The following is a 15,174-nucleotide window of genomic DNA, read 5'->3' on the forward strand; positions in this document are numbered from 1 at the left end:
GCCGGACGGTCCGGCGGGCGGTCCGGCGGGCCGCTTCCGGCCCTTGACGCGGGCTCGGGCCGGACGGTGGGATGGTGGGCCGTCGCGAACCGGCGCGGACCGTCCGTCCGCCGTTCGCGTGCCCGTTCGTCCGACCCCGCTGGGAGTGCCGTGCCGATCACCCGCCGCCGGGTCCTGTTCGGTGCCCTGGCCGCCCTGGGCGTCACCGCGCTGGCCAGGTACGGGTCCGCGGAGGCGAATCCGGCGAGCGGGCCCTCGGGGCTGCTGGAGGTCTCCACCGGCTGGACGGACGACCCGGAGCGCAACGGCCTGCAGGCCCTGCTGGCCGCCCTGAAGGGCCGCGCCCCGAACGTCACCTTCGTCGCCGGGGACGGCTCCAACCCGTCCGGCACCGATCTCGCGGCCCGGCTCGCCGACGGCCCGCCCCCGGACAGCTTCCGGTGTTCCGGCGGTGCCGAACTCGCCGAGCTCGCACCCCGCTTGGAGCCGCTGGACGCCCTCGCCGGGGCCCGCGGCTGGACGTCCGCGCTGCCCGCGGCCCTGCTGCCCCGGCTGCGTCCCGGCGGGGCCCTGTACGCCGTCCCGGCCGGGGCCCGGCGCACCAACCTGCTGTGGACCAACCCGCAGTTGCTGGCCGCCGCCGGTGCCGCCCTGCCGCCCGGGGACACCGCTGCGCTGCTGGCCCGGATGCGGCAGGTCGCCGCCACCGGCACCGTCCCGCTCGCCGTCGGCGGCCCCGTCGAGGTGCTGCACCTGGCCGAGACCGTGCTGCTCGCCGCGCACGGCCCGGACGCCTTCGCCGCCCTCTGGCAGCCCGGCGGGCCCTGGCGCTCGCCCGCCGCGGCGGCGGCCCTGCGCACCCTGGACGCCCTGCTGGAGCTCGCCGCCCCGCCCGCCCCGGACGCCGACTGGACCGACGCCGCCCGGCTGCTCGGCACCGGCCGGGCCGGGTTCCTGCTCACCGGGGACTGGGCCGACGGCCGGCTGCGCGGGGAGTTCGGGCTGCGCCCCGGCACCGACTACGGCTGGAGCGCCGCGCCCGGCACCGCGGACCTGTTCCAGTCCCGCACCGACGTCTTCGCCCTGCCCCGCGGGGCCCGCAACCGCTCCGCCGCGCTGGCCTGGCTCGACGTCTGCGCCGGGCTCGACGGCCAGGTCGCGCTGAACGGGGCCCGCGGCACCATCCCCGCCCGCACCGACCTGACCGACTCCACCCGGACGCTGTTCGGCCCGTACGCCCGCTGGTCGCTGGACGAGTGGCGCACCCACCGGCCGGTCGACTCGCTGACCCACGGCGGGCTGCTCACCCCCCGCCGCCGGGCCGCCGCGCTGGCCGCCGCGCGCGAGTTCACCGGGCACCGCGACAGCACCCGGCTGGCCCGCGACCTCGCGGCGGTCTGAGCCGCCGGTCCGCACCGCCGACCCACGCCGCCGACCCACGCCGCGGCCCGGCGTCCGCTCAGCCCGCGACCGGGACGGGCACCGGCACCCGCCGGCGCTCGGCCCGCATCCGGCGCAGCGCGTCCGCGCTGAGCACCACCAGCGCGACCCACACCAGGGCGAAGCCCGCCCAGCGGGCCGGCGCCATCGTCTCGTGGAACACCGCGACGCCGATCAGGAACTGGGAGACCGGTGCCAGGTACTGGAGCAGCCCCAGCGTGGTCAGCGGCACCCGCAGCGCGGCGGCGCCGAAGCACATCAGCGGTACCGCCGTGATCAGCCCGCTCAGCACCAGCAGCGCGCTGTGCCCCCAGCCGCCGGCCAGGAAGCTGCCCTCGCCGCGCAGCCCCAGGTACAGCAGGAAGGCCAGCGCGAACGGGAACAGCACCGCGCTCTCCACCGCGAGGCTCTCCGCCCCGCCCAGGCCCACCTGCTTCTTGATCAGGCCGTAGACCGCGAAGGAGAACGCCAGGGTGAGCGCGATCCACGGCGGGCGGCCGTACGCCACCGTCAGCACCACGACGGCGGAGGCGCCCACGCCGACCGCCGCCCACTGCGCCGGGCGCAGCCGCTCGCGCAGCACCAGCACCCCGAAGGCGATGGTCACCAGCGGGTTGATGAAGTAGCCGAGGCTGGTCTCCACCACGTGGCCGGAGTTCACGCCCCAGATGTAGACGCCCCAGTTGACCGAGACGGTGGCCGCGGCCAGCGCCAGCAGCCCGAGCCGGCGCGGTTGGCGCAGCAGCGGGCGGATCCACTCCCAGCGGCGGCGCACCAGCAGCATCGCGGCGACCGCGACCAGTGACCACACCATCCGGTTGGCCAGGATGTCGGCCGCCCCGGCGGGTTCCAGCAGCGGCCAGAACAGCGGGAAGAGCCCCCACATCCCGTACGCCGCGAAGCCGTTCCAGAGTCCGACCCTGGCCTCCTGCGATCCCTCCGCCATGGCCTGCCCTTCACCCGCGCGCTGTCGTGTCAAGCGAAAGGTAGCGGGTCCCACGCGGAGGTGTCATCTCCGTAAAGCGAGGATGGTGCTGACAGCGGGCCGGGGCCCGGAGGAGGGCGCTCCCCCGGGCCCCGGCCGGAACGCCGCTACGCCTCCACCGTCCAGGTGCTGGAGCCGGCCAGCAGGGCGCCCAGGTCGCCGCGGCCGCGCTGCTGTTCGGCCAGCGCGAGCTGCTCGGTCATCAGGGTGTCGTAGACCGGGCGGGCCACGTCGCGCAGCACGCCGACCGGGGTGTGGTGCAGGGTGTCGGCGTCGGCGAGCCGGGTCAGCGCGAAGGCGGTGGCCGGGCTCGCCGCGTGGGCGTCGTGGACGATCGCGGTGCCCTCGGTGCGGGGGGCGATCCGCAGTTCGCCGTCGCCGTCGCGGACCACGTGCCGCTCGGCGCCGACCAGCACCGGCTGCCCGTGCTCGAGGCGGATCAGCGCCTCGTCGCGGGTGCCGGGCTCCTTGAGGACCTCGAAGGCGCCGTCGTTGAAGATGTTGCAGTTCTGGTAGATCTCCACCAGCGCGGTGCCCTCGTGCCGCGCGGCGGCCCGCAGCACGTTCTGCAGGTGCTGCCGGTCGGAGTCGACGGTGCGGGCCACGAAGGTCGCCTCGGCGCCGATCGCCAGCGAGAGCGGGTTGAACGGGGCGTCCAGCGAGCCCATCGGCGTCGACTTGGTGATCTTGCCGACCTCGCTGGTGGGCGAGTACTGGCCCTTGGTCAGCCCGTAGATCCGGTTGTTGAACAGCAGGATCTTCAGGTTGACGTTGCGGCGCAGCGCGTGGATCAGGTGGTTGCCGCCGATCGACAGCGCGTCGCCGTCGCCGGTGACCACCCACACCGACAGGTCGGGGCGGGAGGCGGCCAGGCCGGTGGCGATCGCCGGGGCGCGGCCGTGGATGGAGTGCATCCCGTAGGTGTTCATGTAGTAGGGGAAGCGCGAGGAGCAGCCGATGCCGGAGACGAAGACGGTGTTCTCGCGCCGGATGCCCAGCTCCGGCATGAAGGACTGGACGGCGGCCAGGATGGCGTAGTCGCCGCAGCCCGGACACCAGCGCACCTCCTGGTCGGTCTTGAAGTCCTTCGCCGTTTGCGGGCCGTCCGCCTTGGGGACCAGGCGCAGGGCCGGGAAGTCGGTCATCGCGTCTCCTGCGCGTCGAGGGTGCCGAGGGCGGCCTGCAGCACGTCGGCGAGTTGGGCGGCCTTGAAGGGCAGGCCGCGGACCTGGTTGTAGGACTGGGCGTCCACGAGGTACTCGGCGCGCAGCAGCAGGGCGAGCTGGCCGAGGTTCATCTCCGGCACGATGACCTTCTCGTAGCGCTCCAGCACCGCACCGAGGTTGGCCGGGAAGGGGTTGAGGTGGCGCAGGTGCGCCTGGGCGAGGTGGCCGCCGTCGGCCCGCACCCGGCGCACCGCGGCGGTGATCGGGCCGTAGGTGGAGCCCCAGCCGAGCACCAGCACGCGGGCCCGCCCGCTCGGGTCGTCCACCTCGACGTCGGGGACGCGGATGTTGTCGACCTTGGCCTGCCGGGTGCGGACCATGAAGTCGTGGTTGGCCGGGTCGTAGGAGATGTTGCCGGTGCCGTCCTGCTTCTCGATGCCGCCGATGCGGTGCTCCAGGCCGGGCGTGCCGGGCACCGCCCAGGGGCGGGCCAGCGTGTGCGGGTCGCGCTGGTAGGGGCGGAAGGAGCCGTCGGGGCCGTTCGGTTCGGTGGCGAACTCGACGCGCAGGTCCGGGAGTTCGTCGACCTGCGGGAGCTTCCAGGGCTCGGAGCCGTTGGCCAGGTAGCCGTCGGAGAGCAGGAAGACCGGGGTGCGGTAGGTGAGCGCGATCCGGGCCGCCTCCAGCGCCAGGTCGAAGCACTCGGCGGGCGTGGCGGGCGCCACGACCGGCACCGGGGCCTCGCCGTTGCGGCCGAACATCGCCTGCAGCAGGTCGGCCTGCTCGGTCTTGGTCGGCAACCCGGTGGAGGGGCCGCCGCGCTGGATGTCGACCACCAGCAGCGGCAGCTCCAGCGACACCGCCAACCCGATGGTCTCCGACTTCAGCGCCACGCCCGGCCCGGAGGTGGTCGTCACGCCCAGCGCGCCGCCGAACGCCGCGCCCAGGGCGGCGCCGATGCCGGCGATCTCGTCCTCGGCCTGGAAGGTCCGCACGCCGAAGTTCTTGTGCTTCGACAGCTCGTGCAGGATGTCCGAGGCCGGGGTGATCGGGTACGAGCCGAGGAACACCGGCAGCCCGGAGCGCTCCCCGGCCGCGACCAGGCCGTAGGAGAGCGCCAGGTTGCCGGAGATGTTGCGGTAGGTGCCGGGGGCGAGCTTGGCGGGCGGCACCTCGTAGGAGACCGCGAAGTCCTCGGTGGTCTCGCCGAAGTTCCAACCGGCCCGGAACGCCGCCACGTTGGCCTCGGCGATCTCCGGCCGCTTGGCGAACTTCTGCCGCAGGAACAGCTCGGTGCCGTGGGTGGGCCGGTGGTACATCCACGACAGCAGGCCGAGCGCGAACATGTTCTTCGCCCGCTCGGCGTCCTTGCGGGCCAGCCCGCTGTCCTTGAGCGCCTCCAGGGTCAGCGCGGTCAGCGGCACCGGGTGCAGCCGGAACGCCTCCAGCGAGCCGTCCTCCAGCGGGGAGGCCGGGTAGCCGACCTTCGCCAGCGCCCGCTTGGTGAACTCGTCGGTGTTGACGATGATCTCCGCACCGGCCGGCAGGTCCGCCAGGTTGGCCTTCAGCGCGGCCGGGTTCATCGCCACCAGCACGTCGGGCGCGTCGCCCGGGGTGAGGATGTCGTGGTCCGCGAAGTGCAGTTGGAAGCTGGAGACGCCCGGCAGGGTGCCTGCGGGGGCCCGGATCTCGGCCGGGAAGTTCGGCAGCGTGGACAGGTCGTTGCCGAACGCCGCCGTCTCCGAGGTGAACCGGTCACCCGTGAGCTGCATGCCGTCGCCCGAGTCTCCCGCGAAGCGGATGACCACCCGGTCCAGCCGCCGGATCGGCTTGGCCGTCCGCCCGGGCGCCGGACGGGCCGACGCGGCCGGGCCGGCGCCGTCCGGACCGTCCACTGCTTCTGACTGATCGACCTGACTGGTCACTGCCGCAGACCTCCTCGTCGGGGAGCCAGCCGCGGGCGTGAGCCGTGTGCCCCGTCCGCCTGGCGCACCAAGGGAATCCTAAGCGGGTGGAGGAGCGCTGGAGGGGAACTCGCGCAGACCGGCCGCGGCGGATCCCCCGGCCGTCAGGACTCCAGGTAGGCGAGCACCGCGAGCACCCGGCGGTGGTCCTCCTGGCTCTGGCCCAGGCCGAGTTTCTGGAAGATGTTCGACACGTGCTTCTCCACCGCGCCGTCCGACACCACCAGCTGCTTGGCGATCGCCGCGTTGGTCCGGCCCTCCGCCATCAGCCCCAGCACCTCGCGCTCACGGGGCGTCAGCCCGGCCAGCGTGTCGACCTGGCGGCTGCGGCTGAGCAGTTGCTGCACCACCTCCGGGTCGAGCGCGGTGCCGCCCCCGGCGACCCGGGAGACCGCGTCGACGAACTCGCGGACCTCGGCCACCCGGTCCTTGAGCAGGTAGCCCACGCCGCGGGTGGAGCCGGCCAGCAGTTCGCTCGCGTACTGCTCCTCGACGTGCTGGGAGAGCACCAGGACGCCCAGCTGCGGGTAGCGCCCGCGCAGTTCCACGCAGGCCCGCACCCCCTCGTCGGTGTGCGTCGGCGGCATCCGCACGTCCGCCACCACGACGTCGGGCAGGGTGCCCGCGCCGTGCAGTTCGTCGATCGTCCGCACCAGGGCGGCGCCGTCCCCGACTCCCGCCACGACCTCCATCCCACGGTCCGTCAGCAGTCGTGTCAGCCCCTCCCGGAGCAGCACGGAATCCTCGGCGATCACCACGCGCAACATGGCACAGACCCTAGCGCGCACGCGGCGGTGACTCGGCCGGTACCGCTACATGGTGCGGATCGCCACGGTGTCGCAGAGCTCCTGCAGGGCGGCCTTCGCCGGGCAGTCGGGCAGCGGGTCGAGCAGCGCCCGCGCCTCCTCGGCGTAGCGCAGCGTGTCGCGGCGGGCCCGCTCCAGCGCCGGGTGGCGGCGCAGCAGGCGCAGCGCCTCGGCGTGCGCGGCGTCGTCGGCGGCCAGGTCGGTGTCGAGCAGTTCGCGCAGCCGGGCGTCCTCGGGGTCGGACGGGTCTGCGGGCAGCTGGCGCAGCACCAGCACCGGCAGGGTGGGGACGCCCTCGCGCAGGTCGGTGCCGGGGGTCTTGCCGGACTCGTGGCCGTCGCTGGCGATGTCCAGGACGTCGTCGGCGAGCTGGAAGGCGGTGCCGATCCGCTCGCCGTACTGGGTGAGCAGGTCGACGATCCACGGTTCGGCGCCGGCCATCAGTGAGCCGAAGCGGCAGGAGACGGCGATCAGCGAGCCGGTCTTGCCGGCGATGACGTCCAGGTAGTGGCGCAGCGGGTCGTCCTCGGGGCGCGGCCCGGCGGTCTCCAGGATCTGGCCGGTGACCAGGCGCTCGAAGGCGTCGGACTGGATCCGGACGGCCTCGGGGCCGAGGTCGGAGAGCACCTGGGAGGCGCGGGAGAACAGGAAGTCGCCGGTGAGGATGGCCACCGAGTTGTCCCAGCGGCTGTTGGCGCTGGGGGCGCCGCGGCGCACCGGCGCCTCGTCCATCACGTCGTCGTGGTACAGCGTCGCGAGGTGGGTCAGTTCGACCACCACGGCGGAGGGCACCACGCCGGGCGCCGCGGGGTCGCCGAACTGGGCGGCGAGCATCACCAGCAGCGGCCGGAACCGCTTGCCCCCGGCCTCGATCAGGTGGCTGGCGGTCACCGTGATGAAGGGCACGTCGCTCTTGACGGCCTCGATCAGGGCGGCCTCCACGGCCTCCATCCCGGCCTGGACGTCACGGGTCAGATCGCGGTCCTGCACGCTCAGCCCGAAGGGCCCCACGACGGTCACGCTGACCACTCCTGTCCCTGGTCGATCCAGCGGGCCGGTCCCTCAGCCTCGCCGATGCACATACAAGGCAGCGTATCCGGTCCGGAGTGGATCACTGCACGGGCATGGGCCCGACTTCCCTGGTGGCGGGAGGTGGCGGGGGGAGCGCTGGTCAGCGGGGGACGATCCGGGTCAGGTCGACCTCGACGGGGTAGGGCAGCGAGGTGCTCAGGGTGCCGTGGTGGACGGCCGTGCCGGGCGCCGGGGCGTACACGCCGGTCTCCGCGTCCAGGTGGAACTCGTAGACCACCGGGAGGCCGTCCTCGCCGCGCTCGACCCGCCAGAAGAACGGGATGCCCGCCTCGGCGTACATGCCGGGCTTGCGGAACCGGTCGTCGCTGCGCGAGCCGTGCGAGACCACCTCGACGGCGAGCGCCACGGCGGCGACCGGGACGCACTCCATGGTGAAGAAGTCGAGGCCGGTGCGGTCGAAGACGATCGCGTCGGGCTTGGGCACGGTGTAGGGATCGACCAGCACGCAGCGTTCGGCGTTGACCTCGTACGGGTCCTGGCGTGCCAGCTCAAGCGCGAAGTACAGCTTGTCGCGCACGGTGTCGTGCCACTGGTTGGTCATGCCACGGACCACGATCGCCCCGTCCACCAACTCGAACTCGAAGGGCAGATCGAGGTCCTTGACCTGGTCGTAGGTCCAGCCCCCCGACGGCGGGGACGTCCAGTCGATCGGTTCGGCAGTCATGGTCACCTCCTGCACCCAGTGTAGGAGCCGGGCCTACGGCTGGCGACGAGTGGCGAAACGGTTCACCGGCGCGCGGTTCACCCGCCGAACAGCAGTCCGGCCCCCGCCCGGTGCGGGCGGGGGCCGGAGCCGGTCGGAGCCGGTTCAGCGGGTGAAGATGGCGGCCTTGGAGGCCAGGTCGAGGAAGTACTGCGGGAGCAGTCCCAGACCGAGGGTGACCAGCACGCCGACGCCGATGGCGGTGGCGGTGAGCGGGCTGGGCACGGCCACCGCCGGGCCGGAGGGCTGCGGGTCGGAGAAGAACATCAGCACGATGACCCGGATGTAGAAGAACGCGGCGACCGCGGAGGACAGCACACCGACGATGACCAGCGGGGTGGCCCCGCCCTCGGCCGCGGCCTGGAAGACCGCGAACTTGCCGGTGAACCCGGAGGTCAGCGGGATGCCCGCGAAGGCCAGCAGGAACAGCGCGAACACCGCCGCCAGCAGCGGCGAACGGCGGCCCAGCCCGGCCCAGTTGGACAGGTGGGTGGCCTCGCCCTTGGAGTCCCGCACCAGGGTGACCACGGCGAACGCGCCGAGCGTCACGAAGGAGTAGGCCAGCAGGTAGAAGAGGACGGCCGCGACGCCGCGCCGGTCGGTGGCGATCAGGCCGGTCAGGATGAAGCCGGCGTGCGCGACCGAGGAGTAGGCGAGCAGCCGCTTCACGTCCTGCTGGGTGATCGCCAGCACCGCGCCGACCGCCATGGTGAGGATCGCCACGCCCCACATGACGGGCCGCCAGTCCCAGCGGATCCCGGGGAAGGCCACGTAGAACAGCCGCAGCAGGGCGCCGAACGCGGCGGTCTTGGTGGCGGCGGCCATGAACCCGGTGACCGGCGTCGGGGCGCCCTGGTAGACGTCCGGCGTCCAGGAGTGGAACGGCACCGCGCCGACCTTGAACAGCAGGCCGACGGCCAGCATGGCCAGGCCGATCAGCAGCAGCGCGTCGTTCTGGGTGGTGACGGCCAGCGCCGGGGTGACCTGGGAGACCCCGGAGACCACGTCGGCGATCTCGCCGAGCTGCAGCGAGCCCGCGTAGCCGTACACCAGGGCGGTGCCGAACAGGAAGAACGCCGAGGCGAACGCGCCCAGCAGGAAGTACTTGACGGCCGCCTCCTGGGAGATCAGCCGGCGGCGCCGGGCGAGCGCGCACATCAGGTACAGCGGGAGGGAGAGCACCTCCAGCGCCACGAACATGGTCAGCAGGTCGTTCGCGGCCGGGAAGAGCAGCATGCCGCCGACCGCGAACAGGGTCAGCGGGTAGATCTCGGTGGTGCGCAGGCCCTCGCGGACCGCGTCGCGCTCCTGCTCGCCGCCGGGGACGGCCGCGGCCTGGGCGGCGAACGCGTCCACCCGGTGGCCGTTGATCCGCGGCTCCAGCCGGCCCTCCGCGTAGGTGAGCACCGCGAGCACCGCGGTCAGCAGGATCACGCCCTGGAGGAACAGCGCCGGACCGTCGATGGCGACCGCGCCCATCGCCAGCAGGCCGGACTTGGTGGTGGCGTGGCCCTGGGCGGCCAGCACCACCACGGCCGCGAAGGCGCCGCCCAGGCCCAGCAGCGACACCCCCAACTGGGCGGAGGCGCGGGCCCGGCGGGGCAGGAACGCCTCCACCAGCACGCCGGCCAGGGCGGCGCCGAACACCACCAGCATCGGCGCGAGCTGCCCGTACTCGATGTGCGGGGCGGGGATGCTCGGGCCGCTGCCGTTGGCGGCGGCCAGCGCGTGGACGGGCATCACTTCTGCTCACCTCCGTTGGTGGCGGCGACCGGGTGGGCCGGTGCGGGGTCGGTGCGGTGCACCTGGCCGAGGGTGTCGTTCACGGCCGGGTTCACCAGGTCGGTGAGCGGCTTCGGGTAGACGCCCAGCAGCAGGGTCAGGGCCACCAGCGGGGCGACGACGGCCAGTTCGCGGGCCTTCAGGTCCTTGACGCCCTCGACGCCGGCCTTGACCGGGCCGGTCATGGTGCGCTGGTACAGCAGCAGGGCGTACAGCGCGGCCAGCACGATGCCGAAGGTGGCGACGATCCCGATGGCCGGGTAGCGGCTGAAGGTGCCGACCAGGACCAGGAACTCGCTGACGAACGGGGCCATGCCGGGCAGCGACAGCGTCGCCAGGCCGCCGATCAGGAAGGTGCCGGCCAGCACCGGGGCGACCTTCTGCACGCCGCCGTAGTCGGCGATCAGGCGGGAGCCGCGGCGGGAGATCAGGAACCCGGCGACCAGCATCCACGCGGCGGTGGAGATGCCGTGGTTGACCATGTAGAGCGTGGCGCCGGACTGGCCCTGGCTGGTCATCGCGAAGACGCCCAGGATGATGAACCCGAAGTGCGAGATGGACGCGTAGGCGACCAGGCGCTTGATGTCCTTCTGGCCGATCGCGACCAGCGCGCCGTAGACGATGCCGATCAGCGCCAGCACCATGATCACCGGGGCGAAGGTCTTCGAGGCGTCCGGGAACAGGCCCAGGCAGAACCGCAGCATCGCGAAGGTGCCGACCTTGTCGACCACCGCGGTGATCAGCACGGCCGTCCCGGCGGTGGACTCGCCCATCGCGTTCGGCAGCCAGGTGTGCAGCGGCCACATCGGGGCCTTCACCGCGAAGGCGAAGAAGAAGCCGAGGAACAGCGCCCGCTGCGCGTTCGGGTCGATCACCAGCTTGCCGGAGGAGATCGCGTCGGTCAGCGCGGTCAGGCTGAACGTCGCCTGGCCCTGGTCGCCCGCCACCACGTACAGGCCGATCACGGCAGCCAGCATGACCAGGCCGCCGAGCAGGTTGTACAGCAGGAACTTGACGGCCGCGTAGGAGCGCTGGCGGTCCGCGTCGGGGCCGCCGGCCCGGTCGCCGAAGCCGCCGATCAGGAAGTACATCGGGATCAGCATGGCTTCGAAGAACACGTAGAACACGAAGACGTCGGTGGCCAGGAAGGACACCAGCACCATCGCCTCGACGGCCAGGATCAGCGCGAAGAACGCCTGGGTGCGCCGCTTGGACTCGAACGAGCCCTCCGGGGCCGCCGGGTCCGCGTCGTGCCAGCCGGCCAGCATCACCAGCGGCACCAGCACGGCGGTCAGCAGCACCAGGGCGGTGCCGATGCCGTCCGCGCCCAGCGAGAAGCTGATCCCGAACGAGCGGATCCAGGAGTGGGACTCGGTCAACTGGTAGCGGGCGCCGCCGGGTTCGAAGGTGGCGGCGATCGCGGCGGCCAGGCCGAGGGTGAGGACGGAGACCGCCAGCGCGACGGTCTTGGTGGTGCGCCGCCGGGCTTCGCTGGTCCCGGCCGGGAGGGCGGCGGTGAGCACCGCTCCGGCGGCCGGGACGGCACAGGTGGCGGAGAGGAGGTAGCTCATCAGACCGACCTCATCAGGAGAGTGGAGGCGACCAGCACCAGCGTGCCGCCGAACATGGAGAGCGCGTACGTGCGGACGTAGCCGGTCTGGATCCGGCGCAGCCGGGCGGAGATCCCGCCGATCGCCGCGGCCAGGCCGTTGACGAAGCCGTCCAGGCCCCGGCTGTCGAACCAGACCAGGGTGGCGGCCAGCGCCGAGCCGGGGCGGACCAGGACGGCGTGGTTGAAGTCGTCCTGGAGCAGGTCGCGGCGGGCCGCCCGGGTGAGCAGCGAGCCGACCGGCGGCTTGACCGGGACGGGGCTGCGGCCGTACATCTGCCAGGCCAGGCCGGCGCCGAGCAGCATGCAGACGGTGGCGATGACGCTGACCGCGAGTGGGGCCAGCGGCGAGTCGCCCTCGGCGTGGCCGGTGACCGGCTCCAGCCAGTGCAGGAAGGAGCTGTTCAGGACGAACAGGCCGCCGGCGAAGACCGAGCCGAAGGAGAGCACGATCATGGGGATCGTCATCGTCTTCGGGGACTCGTGCGGGTGCGGCAGTTCGCCGGTCTCGGCGTCCGGCTGCCAGCGCTTCTCGCCGAAGAAGGTGAGCAGCACCACCCGGGTCATGTAGAAGGCGGTGATCGCGGCGCCGAGCAGGGTGCACAGGCCGAGGATCCAGCCCTCGGTGCCGCCCTTGGCGAACGCCGCGTCGATGATCTTGTCCTTGGTCCAGAAGCCGGACAGCAGCGGGAAGCCGATCAGCGCCAGGTACCCGGCGACGAACGTCCAGAAGGTGACCGGCATGTACTTGCGCAGGCCGCCGTAGTGCCGCATGTTCACCTCGTCGTTCATGCCGTGCATGACCGATCCGGCGCCGAGGAACAGCCCGGCCTTGAAGAAGCCGTGGGTGACCAGGTGCATGATCGCGAACACGTAGCCGATCGGGCCCAGGCCGGCGGCCAGGATCATGTAGCCGATCTGCGACATGGTCGAGCCCGCCAGGGCCTTCTTGATGTCGTCCTTGGCGCAACCGACGACCGCACCGAACAGCAGCGTCACCGCGCCGACCACCACCACGGCGGTCTGCGCGTCCGGCGCCAGGTTGAAGACCGCGCCGGAGCGGACGATCAGGTAGACGCCCGCGGTGACCATGGTGGCCGCGTGGATCAGCGCGGAGACCGGGGTCGGGCCCTCCATCGCGTCACCGAGCCAGGACTGCAGCGGCACCTGCGCGGACTTGCCGCAGGCGGCGAGCAGCAGCATCAGGGCGATCGCGGTGAGCTTGCCCTCGCTCGCACCGCCCGCGCCGGCGAACACCGGCTGGAAGGCGAAGGAGCCGAACTCGACGAACATCAGCATGATCGCGATGGACAGGCCCATGTCGCCGACCCGGTTGACGATGAACGCCTTCTTGGCGGCCGTCGCGGCGCTCGGCTTGTGCTGCCAGAAGCCGATCAGCAGGTAGGACGCGAGGCCCACGCCCTCCCAACCGACGTACAGCAGCAGGTAGTTGTCGGCGAGAACCAGCACCAGCATGGCGGCCAGGAACAGGTTCAGGTAGGCGAAGAAGCGGCGGCGGCGCTCGTCGTGCGCCATGTAGCCGACCGAGTACAGGTGGATCAGCGTGCCGACGCCGGTGATCAGCAGCACGAAGGTGATCGAGAGCTGGTCGAGCTGGAAGGAGACGTCGGCCTGGAAGCCGTCGACCGGGATCCAGCTGAACAGCCGCTCGGTGACGGCGCGCTGCTCGGCGTCCCGGCCGAGCATGTCCGCGAACAGGGCCAGGCCGAAGGCGAAGGACAGCGCCGCCAGGGCGGTCGCGATCCAGTGCCCGAACCGGTCCAGGGCGCGGCCGCCGAGCAGCAGCAGGGCAGCGCCGGCCAGCGGCGCCGCGACCAGCAGCGGGATGAGAGAGTTCACTGAAGGGCCCTCCGCTACAGCTTCATCAGGTTGCTGTCGTCGACCGAAGCGGAGTGCCTGGTCCGGAAGATGGAGACGATGATGGCGAGGCCGACCACGACCTCGGCCGCCGCGACCACCATGGTGAAGAACGCGAGGACCTGGCCGTCCAGGTTGCCGTGCATCCGGGAGAAGGTGACCAGCGCCAGGTTCGAGGCGTTCAGCATCAGCTCCACGCACATGAACAGCACGATCGCGTTGCGCCGCAGCAGCACCCCGGAGGCGCCGATGGTGAACAGCAGCGCGGCGAGGTACAGGTAGTTGGCCGGGTTCACTCCGCCCCCTCCTCGTCCTTGTCCTTGGTCGGCACGGTCTCCAGCGCCGCGGTCTCCAGCTCCCGGCGCGGCCCGGTGACCTGCGGGCGGGCGGAGGACGGGCGGCCCAGCCAGTCGGCCGTGGTCTCCTCCAGCTCGGCCATCCGCTTGAGCATCTCCTGGCTGACGTCGCGGACCTGGCCGCGCTCGCGCAGGGTGCCCATCACCGAGTCCTCCGCGGTGGTGCCGTCCGGCAGCAGCGCCGGGACGTCCACCGCGTTGTGCCGGGCGTACACGCCGGGGGCGGGCAGCGGCGGCACCTGGATGTTGTCCTTGACCCGCCGGGCGGCCAGCTGGCGCTGGGTCAGCGGGGCGCGGACCTTCTCGCGGTGGGTCAGCACCATCGCGCCGACCGCCGCGGTGATCAGCAGCGCGCTGGTCACCTCGAACGCCCACACGTACTTGGTGAACAGCAGCCGGGCCAGGCCCTGCACGTTGCCCTCGGCGTTCGCCCCGGCCAGGCCGGTGAAGTTCCGCAGGTGCGCGTTGGCCAGGCCGGCGATCAGCAGCACGCCGAAGCCGAGCCCGCAGAGCACCGCGGCGACCCGCTGGCCCTTCAGGTGCTCCTTCAGCGAGTCGGCCGCCGAGACGCCGACCAGCATCACCACGAACAGGAACAGCATCATGATCGCGCCGGTGTAGACCACGATCTGCACCACGCCCAGGAACACCGCGCCCTGCGCCAGGTAGCAGACCGCCAGCGCCAGCATGGTCGCCGCCAGGCAGAGCGCCGAGTGCACGGCCTTCTTCATGAGCAGCATGCCGAGCGCGCCGCCGACCGCGATCACGGCCAGCACCCAGAACTGCACGGCCTCGCCGGTGGAGGTCATGACTGCTCCTCCTTCTCGCGGTCGTGCCGCTCCTGCTGGACGGTGCCGGGCGCCGCGCCGGTGATCTCGCCCCGGTAGTACGCGCCCTCGTCGGCGCCCGGGAAGATCGAGTGCGGGGAGTCGACCATGCCCTCGGTCAGCCCGACCAGCAGCTGCTCCTTGGTGAAGATCAGGTCCTGCCGGGAGGAGTCCGCGAGCTCGTACTCGTTGGTCATGGTCAGCGCCCGGGTCGGGCACGCCTCGACGCACAGCCCGCACAGGATGCAGCGGGCGTAGTTGATCTGGTAGACCGCGCCGTAGCGCTCGCCGGGCGAGTAGCGCTCCTCGTCCCGGTTGTCCGCGCCCTCGACGTAGATCGCGTCGGCCGGACAGGCCCAGGCGCACAGCTCGCAGCCGACGCACTTCTCCAGGCCGTCCGGGTGCCGGTTCAGCTGGTGGCGGCCGTGGAAGCGCGGAGCGGTGGGCTTCTTGTACTCCGGGTACTGCTCGGTGAGCCGCTTCTTGAACATGGCCTTGAAGGTCACGCCGAAGCCGGCGGCCGGCCCGAGGATCGACTTCTCTGACGATTCGTCTGGCATCCCGGA

The 15,174-nt window shown here is 72.4% G+C and carries 13 protein-coding genes; 1 reads left to right on the forward strand and 12 read right to left on the reverse strand.

Annotation, left to right across the window (positions count from 1 at the left end; translation table 11 throughout):
• The first annotated feature begins 150 nt into the window (after positions 1 to 150).
• Complete coding sequence (locus tag ACFUEL_RS07245; protein ID WP_380235051.1) at positions 151 to 1,401, forward strand: ABC transporter substrate-binding protein; 1,251 nt, start codon at positions 151 to 153, stop codon at positions 1,399 to 1,401.
• Positions 1,402 to 1,459: 58 nt separating this feature from the next.
• Here the strand turns inward: ACFUEL_RS07245 and rarD are convergent, their stop codons facing one another.
• The 12 genes from rarD to nuoI all read right to left on the reverse strand — a co-directional run bounded on the left by rarD (position 1,460) and on the right by nuoI (position 15,168).
• Positions 1,460 to 2,386 carry an EamA family transporter RarD gene (gene rarD, locus ACFUEL_RS07250; protein ID WP_380235052.1) on the reverse strand — a complete coding sequence of 309 codons (927 nt, stop codon included), beginning with the start codon at positions 2,384 to 2,386 and terminating at the stop codon, positions 1,460 to 1,462.
• Positions 2,387 to 2,532: 146 nt separating this feature from the next.
• Positions 2,533 to 3,570: a 2-oxoacid:ferredoxin oxidoreductase subunit beta gene (locus tag ACFUEL_RS07255; RefSeq protein WP_380235053.1), complete on the reverse strand. Its 1,038-nt coding sequence runs from the start codon at positions 3,568 to 3,570 to the stop codon at positions 2,533 to 2,535.
• A complete protein-coding gene (locus tag ACFUEL_RS07260; RefSeq protein WP_380235054.1) occupies positions 3,567 to 5,516 on the reverse strand; it encodes a 2-oxoacid:acceptor oxidoreductase subunit alpha in 1,950 nt (649 codons plus the stop codon). The genes ACFUEL_RS07255 and ACFUEL_RS07260 overlap by 4 nt, the downstream gene beginning before the upstream one ends.
• A 143-nt stretch (positions 5,517 to 5,659) precedes the next feature.
• Positions 5,660 to 6,322: a response regulator gene (locus ACFUEL_RS07265; protein ID WP_380235055.1), complete on the reverse strand. Its 663-nt coding sequence runs from the start codon at positions 6,320 to 6,322 to the stop codon at positions 5,660 to 5,662.
• 45 nt (positions 6,323 to 6,367) lie between these two features.
• On the reverse strand, positions 6,368 to 7,381 hold the full coding sequence (locus tag ACFUEL_RS07270; protein WP_380235056.1) for a polyprenyl synthetase family protein: 1,014 nt from the start codon (positions 7,379 to 7,381) through the stop codon (positions 6,368 to 6,370).
• A 151-nt stretch (positions 7,382 to 7,532) separates the two neighbouring features.
• Positions 7,533 to 8,117: a Uma2 family endonuclease gene (locus ACFUEL_RS07275; RefSeq protein ID WP_380235057.1), complete on the reverse strand. Its 585-nt coding sequence runs from the start codon at positions 8,115 to 8,117 to the stop codon at positions 7,533 to 7,535.
• 144 nt (positions 8,118 to 8,261) lie between these two features.
• Positions 8,262 to 9,896 carry an NADH-quinone oxidoreductase subunit NuoN gene (nuoN, locus tag ACFUEL_RS07280; RefSeq protein WP_380235059.1) on the reverse strand — a complete coding sequence of 545 codons (1,635 nt, stop codon included), beginning with the start codon at positions 9,894 to 9,896 and terminating at the stop codon, positions 8,262 to 8,264.
• Positions 9,896 to 11,509 (reverse strand): NADH-quinone oxidoreductase subunit M, encoded by a 1,614-nt coding sequence (locus tag ACFUEL_RS07285; RefSeq protein ID WP_380235060.1) that lies wholly within the window; start codon positions 11,507 to 11,509, stop codon positions 9,896 to 9,898. Before ACFUEL_RS07285 ends, nuoN begins: the two co-directional genes overlap by 1 nt.
• Entirely contained in the window at positions 11,509 to 13,407 is a 1,899-nt protein-coding gene (gene nuoL, locus ACFUEL_RS07290; RefSeq protein WP_380235061.1) for an NADH-quinone oxidoreductase subunit L, read from the reverse strand. The genes ACFUEL_RS07285 and nuoL overlap by 1 nt, the downstream gene beginning before the upstream one ends.
• Before the next feature lie 14 nt (positions 13,408 to 13,421).
• A complete protein-coding gene (gene nuoK, locus ACFUEL_RS07295) occupies positions 13,422 to 13,721 on the reverse strand; it encodes an NADH-quinone oxidoreductase subunit NuoK (protein WP_344553711.1) in 300 nt (99 codons plus the stop codon).
• Positions 13,718 to 14,590: an NADH-quinone oxidoreductase subunit J gene (locus ACFUEL_RS07300; protein ID WP_380235062.1), complete on the reverse strand. Its 873-nt coding sequence runs from the start codon at positions 14,588 to 14,590 to the stop codon at positions 13,718 to 13,720. Before ACFUEL_RS07300 ends, nuoK begins: the two co-directional genes overlap by 4 nt.
• Positions 14,587 to 15,168 (reverse strand): NADH-quinone oxidoreductase subunit NuoI, encoded by a 582-nt coding sequence (gene nuoI / locus ACFUEL_RS07305; RefSeq protein ID WP_380235063.1) that lies wholly within the window; start codon positions 15,166 to 15,168, stop codon positions 14,587 to 14,589. Before nuoI ends, ACFUEL_RS07300 begins: the two co-directional genes overlap by 4 nt.
• Between the last annotated feature and the right edge of the window lie 6 nt (positions 15,169 to 15,174).

It is taken from the genome of Kitasatospora sp. NPDC057198 (assembly GCF_042670125.1).
Classification (GTDB): Bacteria; Actinomycetota; Actinomycetes; order Streptomycetales; family Streptomycetaceae; genus Kitasatospora.